At 63.2% G+C, this 16,379-nt stretch carries 18 protein-coding genes; 12 read left to right on the top strand and 6 right to left on the bottom strand.

The window, feature by feature from the left end; genetic code table 11:
• Window positions 1–46: 46 nt before the first annotated feature.
• The 3 genes from pgeF (at window position 47) to AB5Y50_RS09305 (ending at window position 4,493) form a co-directional block, all read left to right on the top strand.
• Window positions 47–784: a peptidoglycan editing factor PgeF gene (gene pgeF / locus AB5Y50_RS09295; RefSeq protein WP_201888775.1), complete on the top strand. Its 738-nt coding sequence runs from the start codon at window positions 47–49 to the stop codon at window positions 782–784.
• Between the two features lie 250 nt (window positions 785–1,034).
• On the top strand, window positions 1,035–3,608 hold the full coding sequence (gene clpB, locus AB5Y50_RS09300) for an ATP-dependent chaperone ClpB (protein ID WP_052816170.1): 2,574 nt from the start codon (window positions 1,035–1,037) through the stop codon (window positions 3,606–3,608).
• 60 nt (window positions 3,609–3,668) lie between these two features.
• Window positions 3,669–4,493, top strand: a complete 825-nt coding sequence (locus tag AB5Y50_RS09305) for an MBL fold metallo-hydrolase (RefSeq protein ID WP_319882852.1) — start codon at window positions 3,669–3,671, stop codon at window positions 4,491–4,493.
• 227 nt (window positions 4,494–4,720) lie between these two features.
• On the opposite strand, the gene asnA is transcribed toward AB5Y50_RS09305, so the two are convergent.
• On the bottom strand, window positions 4,721–5,713 hold the full coding sequence (gene asnA, locus AB5Y50_RS09310) for an aspartate--ammonia ligase (protein ID WP_069784972.1): 993 nt from the start codon (window positions 5,711–5,713) through the stop codon (window positions 4,721–4,723).
• A gap of 154 nt (window positions 5,714–5,867) precedes the next feature.
• Between asnA and asnC the strand changes: the two genes are divergently transcribed.
• Window positions 5,868–6,329: a transcriptional regulator AsnC gene (asnC, locus tag AB5Y50_RS09315; RefSeq protein WP_010675986.1), complete on the top strand. Its 462-nt coding sequence runs from the start codon at window positions 5,868–5,870 to the stop codon at window positions 6,327–6,329.
• Between the two features lie 93 nt (window positions 6,330–6,422).
• Here the strand turns inward: asnC and AB5Y50_RS09320 are convergent, their stop codons facing one another.
• Window positions 6,423–7,187 (bottom strand): ABC transporter substrate-binding protein, encoded by a 765-nt coding sequence (locus AB5Y50_RS09320; protein ID WP_039039620.1) that lies wholly within the window; start codon window positions 7,185–7,187, stop codon window positions 6,423–6,425.
• A 248-nt stretch (window positions 7,188–7,435) separates the two neighbouring features.
• On the bottom strand, window positions 7,436–7,840 hold the full coding sequence (locus AB5Y50_RS09325) for a CBS domain-containing protein (protein ID WP_029314862.1): 405 nt from the start codon (window positions 7,838–7,840) through the stop codon (window positions 7,436–7,438).
• Between the two features lie 159 nt (window positions 7,841–7,999).
• On the opposite strand from AB5Y50_RS09325, the gene AB5Y50_RS09330 reads away from it, so the two are divergent.
• A complete protein-coding gene (locus tag AB5Y50_RS09330) occupies window positions 8,000–8,704 on the top strand; it encodes an SDR family oxidoreductase (protein ID WP_069784973.1) in 705 nt (234 codons plus the stop codon).
• Window positions 8,705–8,762: 58 nt separating this feature from the next.
• On the opposite strand, the gene folK is transcribed toward AB5Y50_RS09330, so the two are convergent.
• On the bottom strand, window positions 8,763–9,308 hold the full coding sequence (gene folK, locus AB5Y50_RS09335) for a 2-amino-4-hydroxy-6-hydroxymethyldihydropteridine diphosphokinase (protein ID WP_143236948.1): 546 nt from the start codon (window positions 9,306–9,308) through the stop codon (window positions 8,763–8,765).
• Between the two features lie 125 nt (window positions 9,309–9,433).
• Here folK and AB5Y50_RS09340 point away from each other — a divergent pair, with 125 nt between their 5' ends.
• From AB5Y50_RS09340 to AB5Y50_RS09355, 4 genes are all read left to right on the top strand, one after another.
• Window positions 9,434–9,526, top strand: coding sequence for a YnhF family membrane protein (locus tag AB5Y50_RS09340; protein ID WP_010675981.1), 93 nt, complete (start codon window positions 9,434–9,436; stop codon window positions 9,524–9,526).
• Window positions 9,527–9,628: 102 nt separating this feature from the next.
• Window positions 9,629–11,041 (top strand): ATP-binding protein, encoded by a 1,413-nt coding sequence (locus tag AB5Y50_RS09345; RefSeq protein ID WP_010675980.1) that lies wholly within the window; start codon window positions 9,629–9,631, stop codon window positions 11,039–11,041.
• Window positions 11,042–11,146: 105 nt separating this feature from the next.
• Window positions 11,147–11,656 carry a hypothetical protein gene (locus tag AB5Y50_RS09350; RefSeq protein ID WP_319882853.1) on the top strand — a complete coding sequence of 170 codons (510 nt, stop codon included), beginning with the start codon at window positions 11,147–11,149 and terminating at the stop codon, window positions 11,654–11,656.
• Window positions 11,657–11,710: 54 nt separating this feature from the next.
• Window positions 11,711–12,991 carry a sigma 54-interacting transcriptional regulator gene (locus tag AB5Y50_RS09355; protein WP_270808084.1) on the top strand — a complete coding sequence of 427 codons (1,281 nt, stop codon included), beginning with the start codon at window positions 11,711–11,713 and terminating at the stop codon, window positions 12,989–12,991.
• A gap of 60 nt (window positions 12,992–13,051) precedes the next feature.
• On the opposite strand, the gene AB5Y50_RS09360 is transcribed toward AB5Y50_RS09355, so the two are convergent.
• Window positions 13,052–13,525 (bottom strand): DUF1097 domain-containing protein, encoded by a 474-nt coding sequence (locus tag AB5Y50_RS09360; RefSeq protein WP_043153924.1) that lies wholly within the window; start codon window positions 13,523–13,525, stop codon window positions 13,052–13,054.
• A 371-nt stretch (window positions 13,526–13,896) separates the two neighbouring features.
• Here AB5Y50_RS09360 and msrP point away from each other — a divergent pair, with 371 nt between their 5' ends.
• Together msrP and msrQ are read left to right on the top strand one after the other, a co-directional pair.
• Window positions 13,897–14,907, top strand: coding sequence for a protein-methionine-sulfoxide reductase catalytic subunit MsrP (gene msrP, locus AB5Y50_RS09365; RefSeq protein WP_270807347.1), 1,011 nt, complete (start codon window positions 13,897–13,899; stop codon window positions 14,905–14,907).
• A gap of 91 nt (window positions 14,908–14,998) precedes the next feature.
• A complete protein-coding gene (gene msrQ / locus AB5Y50_RS09370; RefSeq protein WP_201927098.1) occupies window positions 14,999–15,652 on the top strand; it encodes a protein-methionine-sulfoxide reductase heme-binding subunit MsrQ in 654 nt (217 codons plus the stop codon).
• 10 nt (window positions 15,653–15,662) lie between these two features.
• On the opposite strand, the gene AB5Y50_RS09375 is transcribed toward msrQ, so the two are convergent.
• Entirely contained in the window at window positions 15,663–15,911 is a 249-nt protein-coding gene (locus AB5Y50_RS09375; protein WP_045522788.1) for a PepSY domain-containing protein, read from the bottom strand.
• Between the two features lie 63 nt (window positions 15,912–15,974).
• Between AB5Y50_RS09375 and AB5Y50_RS09380 the strand changes: the two genes are divergently transcribed.
• The gene (locus AB5Y50_RS09380; RefSeq protein ID WP_041211926.1) at window positions 15,975–16,307 is read left to right on the top strand and encodes a PepSY domain-containing protein; all 333 of its coding nucleotides are present in this window, start codon (window positions 15,975–15,977) and stop codon (window positions 16,305–16,307) included.
• Window positions 16,308–16,379 lie beyond the last annotated feature (72 nt).

Consider the following 16,379-nt stretch of genomic DNA (forward strand, 5'->3'; position numbering starts at 1 on the left):
TTGCAGCCAAGGGGCCCCGTTTTCATATGAACGAAAGGAGCCACAGATGAACTGGATCGCACCCGACTGGCCCGCACCGGGCAATGTCAGGGCTCTCTCGACCACCCGGGACGGCGGCATCAGCGAAGGGGTCTTTGCTGGTCTGAACCTCGGGGCCCATGTGGGCGATGCACTGGCCAGGGTCGAGGCCAACCGCGCCCGACTGCAGCAGGTGGCGGGGATCCCCGGCACTCTCAACTGGCTCAACCAGGTACATGGCATCGCCGTCCATCCGGTGAGCGACCGTTATGAGCGCGTACCGGATGCCGATGCCGCCTGTGCGCATGAGGCGGGGCATGCCTGCATCGTGATGACTGCCGACTGCCTGCCGGTGCTGTTCTGCGATCGGGCAGGCACCGTAGTGGCGGCGGCCCATGCCGGCTGGCGCGGACTGCAGGGGGGCGTATTGGAGGCAAGCATCGCCGCCATGGGCTGCGAGCCTGGCGAGATCCTGGCCTGGCTGGGCCCGGCCATCGGTCCCGCCGCGTTCGAAGTGGGTGGCGAGGTGCGCGATGCCTTCATGGCGGAGCAGGCGGAAGCGGCGACTGCATTCGTGCCATCCCTCAACGAAGGGAAATGGCTGGCGGATATCTATCAGCTGGCCCGACTGCGCCTCGCCCGCGCCGGCGTCACCGCCATTTATGGCGGCGAATACTGCACCTTCAGCGACAGCGAGCGCTTCTACTCCTATCGCCGCGACGGGCAGACGGGTCGCATGGCCTCCCTTGTATGGCTGGAAAAATAGCCGAAGGGGCGCTCGCGAGTGGCCGCAAGCGCCTCTTCACTCCCTGGTGATGGCCCTCCGGTGGCTATGTCTTGCTGCCGAGCAGGCTCAGGGTACAGGCTGCCATTGCGAGGTCGTTTTCCCTCGGTCACCGCTATTGAGGAAAAAATAAACAGCCACCCCTTGAAATTGCCCTTCAAGACCACATCTTCCTTGTCAGAAAGCGATGTTGTTGCCGCGCATGCGGCGTCTGTCTTGAAGGGGGAGTGCAATGCGCCTCGATCGCCTGACCAGCAAATTCCAGATTGCCATTTCCGATGCCCAGTCTCTTGCACTGGGTCGTGACCACCAATTCATTGAACCCGTCCATCTGATGAGCGCCTTGCTCAATCAGGACGGCGGATCCATTCGTCCGCTGCTCACCCTGACCGGGCTCGACATCAATACCCTGCGCTCGCGCCTCGGCGAGGAGCTGGATCGCCTGCCTCGCGTCAGCGGCGTGGAAGGGGACGTACAGCTCTCCAACGGCCTAGGCCGCCTGCTCAACGTCTGCGACAAGCTGGCCCAGCAGCGCAAGGATCAGTTCATCTCGTCCGAGCTGTTCGTGCTGGCGGCCCTGGACGAGAAGGGGACGCTGGGCGAACTGCTGCGTGCCCAGGGGCTGACCAAGGAAAAACTCGAGGCAGCCATCGACAAGGTCCGTGGCGGCAAGAAGGTGGAGGATGCCAACGCCGAGGAGAATCGCCAGGCGCTGGAGAAGTACACCATCGATCTGACCGAGCGGGCAGAACTCGGCAAGCTCGACCCGGTGATCGGCCGGGATGACGAAATTCGCCGCACCATCCAGGTGCTGCAACGCCGCACCAAGAACAACCCGGTCCTGATCGGTGCCCCCGGCGTCGGCAAGACCGCCATCGTCGAGGGGCTGGCCCAGCGCATCATCAATGGCGAAGTGCCGGAAGGGCTCAAGAACAAGCGGGTGCTGTCGCTCGACATGGGGGCCCTGGTGGCCGGAGCCAAGTATCGTGGCGAGTTCGAGGAGCGGCTCAAGGCGGTCCTGAACGATCTGGCCAAGGAGGAGGGTAACGTCATCCTCTTCGTGGACGAGCTGCACACCATGGTCGGCGCCGGCAAGGGCGAGGGTGCCATGGATGCGGGCAACATGCTCAAGCCCGCCCTGGCCCGCGGCGAGCTGCACTGCGTCGGGGCCACCACCCTCGATGAGTACAGGCAGTACGTGGAGAAGGATGCCGCGCTGGAGCGCCGTTTCCAGAAGGTGCTGGTGGAGGAGCCCTCGGTGGAGGACACCATCGCCATCCTGCGTGGTCTGAAGGAGCGCTACGAGCTGCACCACCATGTGCAGATCACCGACCCCGCCATCGTCGCGGCGGCCCAGCTCTCCCACCGCTACATCGCGGATCGCCAGCTGCCTGACAAGGCCATCGACCTTATCGACGAGGCAGCGGCCAGCATCCGGCTCCAGATCGACTCCAAGCCGGAATCCCTGGACCGGCTCGAGCGGCGCATCATCCAGCTCAAGCTGGAGCAGCAGGCGCTGATGAAGGAGGACGATGACGCCAGCCGCAAGCGCCTCGATCTGCTCAATCAGGAGCTGACGGAAAAAGAGCGGGAATACAACGAGCTGGAAGAGGTGTGGAAGGCCGAGAAGGCTGCCCTCGCCGGGACCCAGCACATCAAGGCTGCGCTGGAGCAGGCCCGTCAGGATCTCGAGGTGGCGCGCCGCGCAGGGGACTTGGGCCGCATGTCCGAGTTGCAGTACGGCCGCATCCCGGAGCTGGAGAAACAGCTGGATCTCGCCACCCAGGCCGAGATGCAGGAGACCAGCCTGCTGCGCAACCGGGTCACCGACGTGGAGATCGCCGACGTCCTGGCCCGCTGGACCGGCATTCCGGTGGCCCGCATGCTGGAAGGGGAACGGGAGAAGTTGCTGCGGATGGAGGATCAGCTGCACAGCCGGGTGATCGGCCAGGAAGAGGCGGTGGACGCCGTCTCCAACGCCATTCGCCGCTCTCGTGCCGGGCTGTCCGACCCGAACCGCCCCATCGGCTCCTTCCTCTTCCTCGGCCCCACCGGGGTGGGCAAGACTGAGCTGTGCAAGGCGCTGGCGGAGTTCCTGTTCGATACCCAGGACGCCATGGTGCGGATCGACATGTCCGAGTTCATGGAGAAACACAGCGTGGCCCGTCTGGTGGGGGCGCCTCCGGGATACGTGGGTTACGAGGAAGGGGGGTATCTCACCGAGGCGGTGCGCCGTCGCCCCTACTCGGTGATCCTGCTGGACGAGGTGGAGAAGGCCCACCCGGACGTGTTCAACATCCTGTTGCAGGTGCTGGACGATGGCCGCCTGACCGACGGTCAGGGGCGTACCGTGGACTTCCGCAACACCGTGGTGATCATGACCTCCAACCTCGGGTCTGATCTCATCCAGGAGCACCACTCCGAGAAGGATTACGACGAGATGAAGGCCATGCTGATGGAGGTGCTGACCCGCAGCTTCCGGCCGGAGTTCATCAACCGGATCGACGAGACCGTGGTGTTCCACCCGCTCGGTGAGGAGCACATCAAGTCCATCGCCCGTATCCAGCTCAAGAGCCTGATGAGCCGTCTGGAGTCCCAGGGCTTCGAGGTGGAGGTGAGCGAGGAGCTGCTGACCAAGCTGGTTCACGCCGGGTTCGATCCCGTCTACGGGGCGCGCCCCCTCAAGCGGGCGATCCAGCAGAAGGTGGAGAACCCGCTGGCCCAGGCCCTGCTCAGCGGTCGGGTCATCCCGGGCAAGACACTGCGGCTGGGGGCCGACAGCAACGGCCTCACCATGACCCAGTAATGGGATTGTCGATGAAAAACGCAGGCCTCGTGCCTGCGTTTTGTTTTCTGAGGGATTGAGATGCTGACGTTTTCCGTGCTGGTGGATGACGACGTTCATCTGCCTGGCTGTCTGCCCGAGCGAGGGTTGGCGCTGCTGCTGGAGTGTGACGGCCTCAGGGTGCTGTTCGACAGCGGCCGTGGCCGGGCGCTGCGGCACAATGCCGCCGTGATGGGGATCGATCTCGCCTCTCTCACCCATGTGGTGCTCTCTCACGGTCATTACGACCATGTGGGCGGGGTCGGCTCGCTGCCCGCCTATCCAAGACCCATCCCGCTCATCGCCTGTCCGGACGTGTTCTGCGAGCGGGGCTACTTCCTGCCGTTGCTGCCCCGACGCTACAACCTCTACCGCCTCTCGGGCGACCTGGATCCGCGACAACTGACGACGAGAGGGCTGCTCCCTCACTGTTCGGCCGAGCCGGTATGGCTGTCCGAGCGGCTGGTGTTCCTGGGATCCATACTGCGACGGGAGCAGGCCAAACCCTCCTTGCTTGGTTACATGGTGCGGGGCGGGCGAGTGGAGAAAGACCTCATCAGCGATGATTCGGCGCTGGTCTACAAGAGCGAGCAGGGTCTGATAGTCTTCATCGGCTGTGGTCACGCCGGGGCCGAGAACATCATCGCGCGAGCCAAGGAGGTGTGTGGCGATGAGCGGATCCACGCCGTCATCGGCGGCCTGCATCTGAAGTTTTCCGGCCCAGAGCGGGCGGCGGCGCTTGGCGCCTATCTGCAGGAGGAGGCGGTGGAGAAACTGTTTGCCTGCCACTGCACCGGCAGCAGGAAAGCGGATCTGCCGCGGCAGCGCCAGATCGGGGCCGGTTTCGAGTACCGATTTCCTGCATAAAAAAGCGGCAATCCGAGGATTGCCGAGAGGAATGTATTCGATGCGATCTGACGTGGGTTGAGCGGATCGCAGGGGCAAGCCCCAGGGTCGGCAGGCACAGTCAGCGACCATACCCGCCTTACAGTCAGCCGGGATACGCTCTCCACCCCGGCTGACCAGCTTCGCTATCGCGTCTGTCCCGCGCCGTGTTGCCGCGATAGGAGGACAGAGGCAATCAAATCAATTCGTTACAGAATGCCTGGGATGGCAGCCTTCATTTCAGATGGCCAGACGCCGACCTGGACCTGACCGATGTGCTCTTTTTGCAGCAGCAGCATGGCCAGACGGGATTGGCCGATGCCGCCGCCGATGGTTTGCGGCATCCGTGCTGCCAGCAGATCCTGATGCCAGTCGTACTGCAGGCGATCCTCGTCCCCGGTGATGGCGAGCTGGCGGCGCAGGGCCTCTGCGTCCACCCGGATCCCCATGGAGGAGATCTCGAAGCTGTCTTCCAGCACCGGGTTCCACACCAGGATGTCACCGTTCAGACCCGCCAGCCCCAGCTCGCTCTCGCTGCTCCAGTCGTCGTAGTCCGGGGCTCGGACGTCGTGGCGTTCGCCGTGGGAGAGGGCGCCACCGATACCGATGAGGAAGACCGCTCCCAGCTCTTTGGCGATGGCGCGCTCGCGTCCCTTGGCATCGAGGTCCGGGTAGCGGGTCAGCAGCTCTTCACTGTGCAGGAACTGGATATCCGCCGGCAGGAAGGGGGTCAGCTCATGCTCGGCACAGACCGCGCGCTCGGTGGCCTTGATGGCGGCCCAGATGCCGCGCACCGTCTCCTGCAGATAGGCCAGATCCCGGCGCTCGCCCGGCATCACCTTCTCCCAGTCCCACTGGTCGACGTAGACGGAGTGAATGGGGGTGAGGCGATCCTCGTCCGGACGCAGTGCCTTCATGTGGGTGTAGATGCCTTCACCCGGGCCGAAACCGAAGCGACCCAGAGTCTGGCGCTTCCACTTGGCCAGGGAGTGGACCACTTCATAGCTGTGCTCCGGCAGTGTTTTCACCTTGACCTGCACTGCATGCTCGCAGCCGGAGAGGTTGTCCTGGGTGCCGTCACCGACCCGGCTCAGAATGGGGGCTTGTACCTCCATCAGGCCGAGTTGCAGTGCGAGTTGGCGGGAGAACATCTCTTTGACGAAGCTGATCTGCTGTTGGCTGCGGATGTAGTGCTGTTTCATGCTGAATTACCTGTCGTGAATCCGTTGAATGCGGTGATTCTTCAACAGAATGCCAACTAAATTCAATATTCGATAATTGAAATAGGCTTTGTGTGTTTTTTTCTTCAAAATAAGCCATCAATTAATGATGAATCATTAAAAGGAGTGCAAAAAAGTGTCAGAAAATTATCGGATCGATAATCTCGATCAGGCCATCCTCACCGCCCTGATGGAGAATGCGCGCCTGCCTTACGCAGAGCTGGCCAAACAACTGCTGGTGAGCCCGGGCACTATCCATGTGCGGGTAGAGAAGATGAAGCAGGCGGGCATCATCGAGGGAACGCGGGTGCAGGTGAACCCCAAGAAGCTGGGCTACGACGTCTGCTGCTTCATCGGGATCAACCTCAAGAGCGCCAAGGATTACCCGTCGGCCCTGGCCAAACTGCAGGCGCTGGACGAGGTGGTGGAGGCCTACTACACCACCGGCCACTACAGCATCTTCATGAAGGTGATGACCCGCTCCATCGACGAGTTGCAGACGGTACTGATCCACAAGATCCAGACCATCGACGAGATCCAGTCCACCGAGACGCTGATTTCGCTGCAAAACCCGATCCTACGGGATGTGAAGCCTTGAGGACTGAGGGACGCGGGAGACCCATTTCACAGGCGAAACCCTGATCTCACTGCATAGCCGATCTTGCGAGGCGTGCAGCCCTGACAGTCGGGATCAGGGTTCGATATAGGGGATGCCGTATTTGTCGTAGAGGGCTTTGAGCCGGCCGTCCCGCTTCATGTGCAGCAGTTCGGCATCATAGGCGGCCATCAGGGCCGGGGTGTCGGCATCGGCCCGGGAACGGGTCCAGACATTGAAGTAGGGGCTGGTCTTGAGGGGTTTTGGCAGGTAGTCGAGCTTGCCTTCCAGTCCCTCCTCTCTTATCTGGGTGAAGGCGGTGACCAGGGACATGGGCACCACGTCGATGCGACCGGCGATGAGTTTGCGCAGTTGCAGCTGGTTGATGGGGATCTCCTGGAAGTGATAGCTCGGGTCTGTCATGGCTGCCGCGAGCTCGGGGGTATAGGAGAAATCCCGGGTGACACCGATGCGCCAGGGTTTGAGATCCGTCAGATGGTCATAATGGATCCGGCCTGCGGACTCCTTGCGTATGAAGAAGTGCCAGCTATGGAGCATATGGGCCTGTTTGGGGTAGAGCAGATAGGCCTCCCGCTCCGGTTTGTAGGAGTGGGTCAGCAGCAGGTCATAGAAGCCGCTTTCGGCATTGCGGGTGAGCCTGGCCCCCGAATCGATGAGCTCAATCCTGATGGGGGTATGGAGCGTGCCGAAGATGGCGGTGACGAGATCCACATCCAGCCCGCGAGGGTGTCCCTGTGCATCCAGCCACTTGAGAGGGGGCTCCAGGATGCCACCAATGACCAGCTCCCTGGCTGACAGCCAGCAGGGCAGCAGCAAGCAGAATACGAGCAAGCGTCGCACGTTACATCTCCTGAGCACTCGGGACGGGGTCGCATCCGGCAGGGACTGTGACCGGCACCTATCTAACTAGAGACGACCACGGATGGCAAACCCTGAAATGGGGAGGGGACAAACGAACGGTGCCGGTGGGAGGGGGGCGGGCTGCATCGACAGGCCGCCCCGTGGCAGAGTCGGGCGGGATGGACCAGCCACTCGCCGGCTGTGGGCGGGAGGGTGGTCGGCATGAAACGTGTGCGAGGTTGCCTGCCTCAGGTTGCCTGACACTGTTTCATCTGGGTGTTGAGGGCCTGCATCACCTGACGACGGCTGATGATGCCCGTCACCTTGCCTCCCTCCATTACCGGATAGACCTTGGGTCTGGCCCCGGCCATCTGGCGGGCGAGATCCACGATGTTGTCATCAGGAGAGACGAACAGCGGGGTCCGGCTCATCAGATCTTCGACCAGAGTACGGGTGTCGCAGTGATAGCTGCCCGTGAGCAGGGCGGGAATGCAATCCTGCTCGGAGAGAAATCCGACGAGGTGCTGATGGTCATCCAGTACCGGCAGGCCCCCCAGGTTTGCCCGATGGAGTCTGTCCAGCGCCTCGGCCAGACCGAGGCCGGGGTGCAGTGAGTGGGTCAATGGCTGCATATGATCGCGAATTTGTAGCATGATGGTGGCTCCATGGGGGTCGATGGGGCCACTATGCCCGGTGGCTGTGACACGGGGCCAATGGGTTTTGCCTCGGACATCGATAGGTCATGGCCGATGAATGGGTCCTCCGTGCGATCCTGCATGGATCGGGGAGGGCGACAACCACAAGGAGAGGGTATGCGTGCATTGGTAACGGGCTGTGGCCGTCGCCTGGGATTCTATCTGTGTGAGCGGCTGGTGGCCGCTGGCTGGCAGGTGACGGGCAGCTATCGCAGCGAACGGCCCGAGCTGGATCGTCTGCGAGACGTGGGCGTCGAGCTGGTACAGGCGGACTTCACCCGGGAAGAGGAGGTGGGCGCCGTGGTGACGGCGCTGGCGGCCCATGAGGATCTTGCCCTGATCATCCACAATGCCTCCGCCTTCGAGCCCCAGGCGGCGGATCCTGCGGTGCAGCTGGCCCAGTTTGATCAGTTCTACCGGGTACACATGGCGGCTCCCTTCCAGCTCAACCGGGCGCTGGCCCCGGCCCTTGCCCGCCAGCCCAACGGGGGCATCATCCACATCACCGATATCTACATCCATGCCCCGGCGCCCCAGTTTGCCGCCTACGTGGCCACCAAGGCGGGAGCCCATTCCCTGGCCATGAGCTTTGCCCGCGAACTGGCACCCGCCGTGCGGGTCAACACCATAGAGCCTGGCCCCATCCTGTTTCTCGACGAGCACGGGGATGACTGGCGCCAGCAGGTGCTGGCGAAGACGCCGCTGGCGCGGGAAGGGGGTCTGGAGCCCATCTGGCAGGCGGTACAGATGCTGATGAAGAACGACTACATGACCGGGGCCAGCATCCGGGTGGACGGGGGGCGCGCCCTCGCCGTCATCTAGGGCAAGGCGGGCCGCCATGACATGAGGCGCCTTTGGGCGCCTCATGTGTGTGAACGGCTCAAGGGTGCCGGATGGCGGCGTGCCGGGAAGGGGGGCCGGGGTGGCCGTTGCCGGGAAGCAGGGCCTCGTCTTGCTGGCAGAGATGGATGGGGGCCTGGCCGATGCGCTGCTTCGCAAACACCTTGCTGCCCGGCAGGCCGAGGGTCACCTTGCCGGAGTCCACACTGCCGCCCTGATACATCTCCGCCAGCAGATCCCCCAGGTAGGCATCCACCCCGGCCTCGGCGAAGTCATCCCGTTCGCCGCAGGCCAGTATGTCGATGTCCAGTGGCCTGTCCGCCACCTTGCACAGGGGGTTGCTGCGATCCCGGCCATGGGCCAGCTCCATGGTGACAAACTCGGCCTTGAGCTGGGCGGGAGAGAAGTCGCTCTGGACGACGAACAGGCAGTTGAGGAAGTCGTGGCGCGAATGCATGCCCACGGGCTTGGTCTGGATGACGGAACTCAGGTGAAGGCGACCAAAGCGGGCCAGCAATTCGGCGACGGCCTGACTGACGTGCAGGGCGGGGTCGAGATTGGATCCAATGCTACAGAGGTAAAACATGCTTTCCATTCCTTGGGTTGGGCTCGTCTGAAATATATACGCAGCTCACGGTTATGGGATTCACTATGAATTAACATGTCGTTATCTGTTGTGATCCAACGCTGATTGGCAGAAAGGAGGTTTGCATGAGCGTAGAAATGAAATGGGCACTGTTGGCCGCGTCAGGGGCCCTTGCCATGATCATTGTCATCTGTGTGGCGTCCGTCGGCCTGGCGTGAATCCGGCCTCGGTGAGCAATCAAACCGGCTTTATGGCCGGTTTTGCTTTTTGGGGCAGTGCGGATATGCTGGCTCCCCCATGACGAATCGAGACCGCAGAAGATGACCAAGGTTCGGCCCCGCTCCCTGCTCCAGGTAGTACTGATGGGCTTCGTGCTGGTGCTGATGCCCCTGGGGGGCATGATCTGGCACGACAGTCAGGCTCTCTCCCACCTGGGCCAGCTCACCAGCGACGAGATGGAACGTGCGGTGCGGGACACTCGCCGGGCGACGCTGCTCTCCACTCAGGCCATCGATCTGGAGCGCACCCTGCGCCGCTATGCGGTCCTGGGTGATGATCGCATCCTGGCCAGCTATCGGCAGCAGCTGGTGCGCTACCGGGAACTGCTCGCGACTCATCAGGACTCCATTCCGGATGCCGAGGTCTACGGAGATCTCGAGGCGACGCTGGTCTGGCTCGACGGCCTGCAGGATCTGCGCAAGGCCAGGCAGGAGGCGACCAGCCCCCGTTTCACCGACTTCAACGAACTGAACCAGCAACTGGAGGTGGTCACCCGTAGCCAGGTGGATGATCACGTGACCCGCATGCGGGGCGCCATCGTGGAGCTGAAACAGCAGATCTGGTGGGTCAGCGGCTTCGTGGCCGGGCTCAGCCTGCTGCTGGTACTGCTCTTTACCTACCTCATCATCCACCCGGTACGTCAGATTGAGTCGCGGATCCTGAGTCTGGGCGCCGGCGTCGAGCCGGATCAGCGCCCGGTGGACGGCCCGGCCGAACTGGTGCTGCTGGGGGAGCGGATCAGCTGGCTGCACGACAAGCTCAAGGAGCTGGAACAGCAGAAATACCAGTTCCTGCGCCACGTATCCCACGAGCTGAAAACCCCCCTTGCCGTGCTGCGAGAAGGGGCTGATCTGCTCTCGGAGCAGCTGGTGGGGCCCCTCAACGGGGATCAGCAGGAGATCTGCCAGATGCTGGAGGAGAACAGCCGCCGTCTGCAGACCCTAATCGAGCGGCTGCTCGACTTCAATCGCCTCAGCCAGCAGGAGGTGTTCACCCTGTCCGAGGTGCCCCTGGCGCCCTTGTTGTCAGACTTGTCCGAAGAGTACCGGCTCGCGCTGGAATCCAAGCAAATCAGTGTACACTTGCCGCCCGAGCCCATCAGCCTGCGGGCAGAGCCCTACCGCCTGCGACTCATCCTCGACAATCTCTTTTCCAACGCGGTCAGCTATGGCGCCAGGGGCGGACAGATCTGGATCCGCGCCGGGGCGGGGGCGGGCGGCGGCTGGCTGGAGGTGGCCAACGAAGGGCCTGTCATCCCGCCAGACGAGCGGGAGCGCATCTTCGAGCCCTTTGAACAGGGCAGCATAGTGCGTCAGGGATTGCTGAAAGGCTCCGGCATGGGCCTCTCCATTGCCCGTGAGTCTGCCATGAGTCTGGGCGGCGAGCTCAGGCTGATCGAGGATGCCCAGGCGGATGTCTGTTTCCGGCTGGATTTGAACGTGCGCCCGAGCTGACGGGCGTGGCGGCGACTCCGCAGGTGCGGGTGGCGCCTTGACACCGAATATTGAGAGGAGCGGGCAGGTGCCTGCTCCCCACCAGGATCTGAAGTGACATTCAAGATGAAACGATTTGTGATTCCCGTATTGATGATAGGCCTGCTCGCTGGCTGTTCCCTGCTGCCTTCTACCAGCCTCACCGAGCCTTCCCAGGAGGCGATCGCCAGGCGGATGGAGTTTGCCAACAAGGAGATGCAGGTGCGCCTGCAATACTCGGACTGGCTGCTGGCCAGCCATCCCCAGCAGCGGATGCAGGAGCGCCAGCGACTGGCCGGCGCCACCGACCTCGAGAGCCGGGTCAGCCTGGCCATGGTCAACACCCACCCGTCCGAATCGGTGGCCAGCCGCCGGGCCGGGCTGGATCAGCTGAAAGCTCTGTTGCCGGTGCTCGGTCTCGATGCCCAGGCCTTCCTGCGCAGCTGGATCGCCCTCGGGGAGGAGCTGCTGGTGCGAGACAGCCGCCGCGACGATCAGAGTCAGGAGGTGAAGCGTCTACGCCAGCAGATAGAGCAGCTCTCCGCCATCGACGAGCAGCTCAACCAGCGTAAGCTCAATGGGGGAGGTCAGCCATGACAGCTTCGGACAGCGCCGCAATGACCGCGTTTTTCGCCAAGAGGGGGTGAGAGCATGAGCCGTATTCTGCTGGTGGACGATGATGCCAGCCTGCTCAAGCTGATGAGCATGCGCCTGCGCAGCCAGGGTTACGAGGTGGATACCGCCGACAGCGCCGAAGGAGCGCTGGACAGGCTGCGCCAGCAACGGGCCGACCTGGTGCTGAGCGATCTGCGCATGGGGGGCATGGACGGGCTGGCGCTGTTCGAGCGGATCCAGTCCCAGTGGCTCGGCATGCCGGTGATCATCATGACCGCCCACGGCACCATTCCCGACGCCATCCAGGCGACCCGCTCCGGGGTGTTCAGCTTCCTCACCAAGCCCATCGACAAGGACGAGCTGCTGGTCACCATAGAACATGCTCTCAGCCTGACCCGTCCGAAGCAGCAGCAGGAGTGGCAGTCCCTCATCCAGACCCGCAACCCGCAGATGGAGCAGTTGCTGATCCAGGCGAGCAGCATCGCCACCATGGACGTGCCCGTGCTGATCCTGGGCCCCTCCGGCGCCGGCAAGGGGGTGATGACCCAGGCGCTGCACCAGGCCAGCCACCGCCGCGACAAGCCGCTGCATACCATCAACTGTGCGGCTCTGCCCTGGCCCGTGCTGGACTTGCAGCTGTTTGGCGAGGATGGCCAGTCCGGCCTGTTTGCCGAGGCCAAAGGCGGCACCCTCTTCCTCGACGAGATAGGGGATCTGTCGGAGTCACTCCAGGCCAAGTTGCTCCAGGTGCTGGCGGAGTATGGTCAGGGTACCCCCGAGGTGCGGGTCATCAGCTCCAGCCATCAGGATCTGGTGACCGCCATGGAAGAGGGGCGTTTTCGCGAGGATCTCTTCTACCGCCTCAACGTGGCCAACATCACCCTGCCGTCGCTGAGCGCCCGCAGCGAGGACATCCCCCTGCTGGCCCGTCAGGCGCTGGACGATTACCGCAACCGTCACCCCGATTGCGCCGCCCTCGGCTTCTCGCCGGAGGCGCTGGCCCTGCTGGCCGCCGCGGCCTGGCCGGGCAACGTGCGCCAGCTCTGCGGGGTGGTGGAGCAGCTCGCCAGCCTCTGCTGCAGCCCGGTGATCGGCGCGGCCATGGTGGAGTCGGCCCTGAGTGGCGGCGGTGGCGGTATTCCCTCGTTCAACGAGGCGCGGGCCGAGTTCGAGAAGGAGTACCTGATCCGGCTGCTGCGCACCACGGAGGGGAACGTGACCCTGGCGGCCAACATGGCGGGGAGAAACCGCACCGACTTCTACAAGCTATTGAATCGGCACGGCATCGAGGCGGCAAATTTCAAGTCGAAGGGATGAATGACAGAGGGGCGGCCCGTCGATGACGGGCCGCCCCTCTGGTTTCCGACAGAATCGGCCTCAGGCCGGGTCGCTGACACCGCTGGTAGAGAGAGTCTTCTGGGAGAGCCAGAGGCCGCTCGCCTTCATCAGATAGCCAAACAGGGCGCCGATGATGAGGGAGGGCAGAATGAGCCGCCACTCGCCTGCGGCGCCGAAGGTGGCACAGCAACCGGCGAAGGTGCCGGGAATGTAGGCGAGCCACTGCTGCCTGGCCTGCACGCACATCAGGGTGGCCACCACCCCTGTCATCAGATATCCCGCCATGCCGGCCCCCCACCAGGTCTCCCCGTGGATCAGCAGGAGTGCCCACAGCATGCCGGTGGTGTTGCACAGCAGGGTCTGCAACAGCGCCTTGTAACCGCCACTCGAGGCGAAGTAGCTGGTGCAGCCGAGGAAGCCGACCCAGGAGATGAGACCGAGTGCGGCGGCCAGTCCACCCCAGACGGCGGAGAGGATCCCGGTCGTGATGGCGATGGCGAACAGTGGGCTCATGGCGTGACTCTCAGTGGTTGAATCCGGAAAAGGAGGCAGCCTACTCCGCGGTAGAGCGGCAGCAAGCTGGGGCCGGATTGTGTGTGATCCCGGTCACTCTTTGCAACTCTGGAATACGCTTGCGCTCGCGAAAAAAATTCATTGGAGGCGCCGCAGACCTTGTTCCATAGTTAGAGGCCCTGTCCTGCTCATGGAGTGAGTCTGATGGTGCCAAACGTGATCGTTCCTCTGCTGGTGTTCGTAGTGCTCTTCCTGGCCGGTACCATGGCCAAGGCACTGCCCCTTTACCAACTCATGTAATTCTGTGTGAAATAAAACTCGGCCGGGGCGGGTCTTATGGTTGTCAACCTCATCGTCCCGGGAGTTTTTTCATGTTGATCAAGCGCCGTACTTCTCATCACCCCACCGAACAGGATGTCACGCCGGAAACCGTCTATCAGGATCGTCGCCGCATCCTGAAAGGGCTGGGCCTGGGCGTCGGTGCCGCCACCCTGGCGTTTCCGGTGAAGGCCAGCCTGCTGGATCTCTTCGCATCGGACAAGCCGGCCCCCGTGGCCCCCACCAGACCCCTCGACATCCGTGCCGCGACCCGGCCAGAGGGATTGATCCTCACCCCGGAGGAGAAGGCCACCACCCACAACAATTTCTACGAGCTGGGGACCGACAAGGGGGATCCGGCCCGCAACGGCCATTACCTCAAGCCCGAGCCCTGGACCCTGAAGGTGGAAGGGGAGGTGGCCAAACCCTTCACCCTGGATGTGTGGGATCTCATCAACAAGAGCACGCTGGAGGAGCGCATCTATCGGCTGCGCTGCGTGGAGGCCTGGTCCATGGTGCTGCCCTGGAGCGGCATTGCGCTGGCGGATCTGATCCGCCGTGCCGAGCCCACCAGTCGCGCCAAGTTCGTGGCCTTCGAGACGCTCTATGATCCGGAACAGTTGCCGGGGCAGGCCTCCCGTGCCCTGGGGGGCGGCATCGATTATCCCTATGTGGAGGGCTTGCGCCTCGACGAGGCCATGCACCCCCTCTCCTTCCTCGCCATGGGGCTCTATGGCAAGACCCTGCCCGCCCAGAACGGGGCACCCATCCGGCTGGTGGTGCCCTGGAAATACGGCTTCAAGAGCATCAAGAGCATCGTCTCCATCCGCCTGGTGGAGGAGATGCCCCCCACCACCTGGAACCTGCTGGCCCCCAACGAATATGGCTTCTACGCCAACGTCAACCCGAGCGTGGATCACCCGCGCTGGAGCCAGGCGAGCGAGCGTTTCATCGGCGAGGGGGGCATCTTCGGGGCCAAGCGCCAGCCGACCCTGATGTTCAATGGCTACGGCGACGAGGTAGCGTCCCTCTATCAGGGGATGGATCTGCGTAGATGGTATTGAGACTGACGCGCTGTCCGACTGATCTCTTGCCGCCTTTTCCCCAGGTGGGAGAGGGGATGAGAAGCGGGAAAAACATGACGGGAACTGCAATATGACGCCGAGACTGAAAACAGCCCATATCAACGGCTTGCGGGCGCTGGTGCACCTTGGTTCGCTCGGTTTTCTGCTCTGGCTGGGCTATGCCGTGCCAGCCGGGCTGCTGGGGGGGGATCCGGTCCAGGGGCTGACCCATTACCTTGGCAAGGGGGCCCTTCACCTGCTGTTGCTGACCCTGCTGGTGTCGCCGCTCGCCAAGCGCTGGCGCCAGGGGCAGCTCATCAAGTTGCGCCGCCCCCTCGGGCTCTGGTGCGCCGCCTGGGCGTCCCTGCACTTCATGGTCTGGCTGGGGCTGGATCTGCAGTTCGACTGGGGACTGATTGGCGGCGAGCTGGTGAAGCGCAGCTACATAGTGGTGGGCATGGTGGCGCTGCTGTTGTTGCTGGCGCTCGGCATCACCTCGATCCCGGCCCTGTTGCGTCGCATGGGGCCTGCCTGGCAGAAGCTGCACAACTGGATCTACGGGGTGGCTCTGCTGGTGCCGATACACTACTGGTGGTCGGTCAAGAGCGGGTGGCAGGAGCCCCTCATCTATCTGGTGCTGGCCTGCGCCCTGCTGTGGCCCCGTCGGGAAAAGCTGCTGCGCCCCTGGCGCAGGCGAGCGCAAGTAGCCGGGAGGGGGGCGGCGCAACAGCCGTCACGCCCATAGCAAAAGAGGCCTATTCGGCCTCTTTTTTGGTGATCTCGCCGGTGTTGGCATCGACCTGCAACTGGACGCGCTGAGCGTCGGCATTCAGGGTATCGACCTCGAATTTGTCCCCTTCCAGCTCCACTTCCCGAATGTCGTGATACCCTTGTGCCAGCAACAACTTGACCAGTCCGGCCATGTCGAGACGTGTCTGCGCCGCCCAGCCAAAGGTGGAAAAGAGGCACAAGATCAGCAGGATACTGCGTGGGATCATATTCATTCCGGATTCATGGCTGGCACACTATAAACGGCATTATGTTAGGTTTTGAGAGATGAATCACCCATGAATAGCGCGCTGCCCCTGCTTGGATTGCTGCTGCCGATGCTGGTTCAGGCGGCCCAGCCGAACGAGGCCTTGCTGCAACAGGCGGTCAGCGAGGGGCGGGTCCGTCCTTTTCATGAGTTGATGGCGGTGGCCTCCCGCCTGCCGGTGCGGGTGCTGCGGGTCGATCTGGGTGAGGAGGATGGCGTCTGGCTCTACGAGCTCAGGCTCATCGACGAGGAGAACAGCGTCATCAAGGTGGGCTACCGGGCTGACAACCTGGAGATGGTGTGGCTCAAGGGTCACCATCTGGAACGCCTGTTCGCTCCGCGCCCGCCCCCGGAAGAGGAGTAACGGCGTGAGTCCGCGAACCTACCGCCGTCCGGTTCGTCCCCCCCAACCGTTGCCGGTGCCGGCACAACCCTG

The organism is Aeromonas sp. s6 (assembly GCF_040907815.1).
Lineage (GTDB): Bacteria > Pseudomonadota > Gammaproteobacteria > Enterobacterales > Aeromonadaceae > Aeromonas > Aeromonas caviae.

What these genes read in the sequence shown, in the direction of transcription:
- folK (WP_143236948.1), bottom strand. Translation starts at nt 9,308, where the DNA reads ATGTTTTACCTCTGTAGCATTGGATCCAATCTCGACCCCGCCCTGCAC.
- AB5Y50_RS09330 (WP_069784973.1), top strand. Translation starts at nt 8,000, where the DNA reads ATGCGTGCATTGGTAACGGGCTGTGGCCGTCGCCTGGGATTCTATCTG.
- AB5Y50_RS09345 (WP_010675980.1), top strand. Translation starts at nt 9,629, where the DNA reads ATGACCAAGGTTCGGCCCCGCTCCCTGCTCCAGGTAGTACTGATGGGC.
- AB5Y50_RS09360 (WP_043153924.1), bottom strand. Translation starts at nt 13,525, where the DNA reads ATGAGCCCACTGTTCGCCATCGCCATCACGACCGGGATCCTCTCCGCC.
- AB5Y50_RS09325 (WP_029314862.1), bottom strand. Translation starts at nt 7,840, where the DNA reads ATGCTACAAATTCGCGATCATATGCAGCCATTGACCCACTCACTGCAC.
- AB5Y50_RS09375 (WP_045522788.1), bottom strand. Translation starts at nt 15,911, where the DNA reads ATGAATATGATCCCACGCAGTATCCTGCTGATCTTGTGCCTCTTTTCC.
- AB5Y50_RS09380 (WP_041211926.1), top strand. Translation starts at nt 15,975, where the DNA reads ATGAATAGCGCGCTGCCCCTGCTTGGATTGCTGCTGCCGATGCTGGTT.
- AB5Y50_RS09340 (WP_010675981.1), top strand. Translation starts at nt 9,434, where the DNA reads ATGAGCGTAGAAATGAAATGGGCACTGTTGGCCGCGTCAGGGGCCCTT.
- msrQ (WP_201927098.1), top strand. Translation starts at nt 14,999, where the DNA reads ATGACGCCGAGACTGAAAACAGCCCATATCAACGGCTTGCGGGCGCTG.
- AB5Y50_RS09305 (WP_319882852.1), top strand. Translation starts at nt 3,669, where the DNA reads ATGCTGACGTTTTCCGTGCTGGTGGATGACGACGTTCATCTGCCTGGC.
- asnA (WP_069784972.1), bottom strand. Translation starts at nt 5,713, where the DNA reads ATGAAACAGCACTACATCCGCAGCCAACAGCAGATCAGCTTCGTCAAA.
- AB5Y50_RS09355 (WP_270808084.1), top strand. Translation starts at nt 11,711, where the DNA reads ATGAGCCGTATTCTGCTGGTGGACGATGATGCCAGCCTGCTCAAGCTG.
- AB5Y50_RS09350 (WP_319882853.1), top strand. Translation starts at nt 11,147, where the DNA reads ATGAAACGATTTGTGATTCCCGTATTGATGATAGGCCTGCTCGCTGGC.
- clpB (WP_052816170.1), top strand. Translation starts at nt 1,035, where the DNA reads ATGCGCCTCGATCGCCTGACCAGCAAATTCCAGATTGCCATTTCCGAT.
- msrP (WP_270807347.1), top strand. Translation starts at nt 13,897, where the DNA reads ATGTTGATCAAGCGCCGTACTTCTCATCACCCCACCGAACAGGATGTC.
- pgeF (WP_201888775.1), top strand. Translation starts at nt 47, where the DNA reads ATGAACTGGATCGCACCCGACTGGCCCGCACCGGGCAATGTCAGGGCT.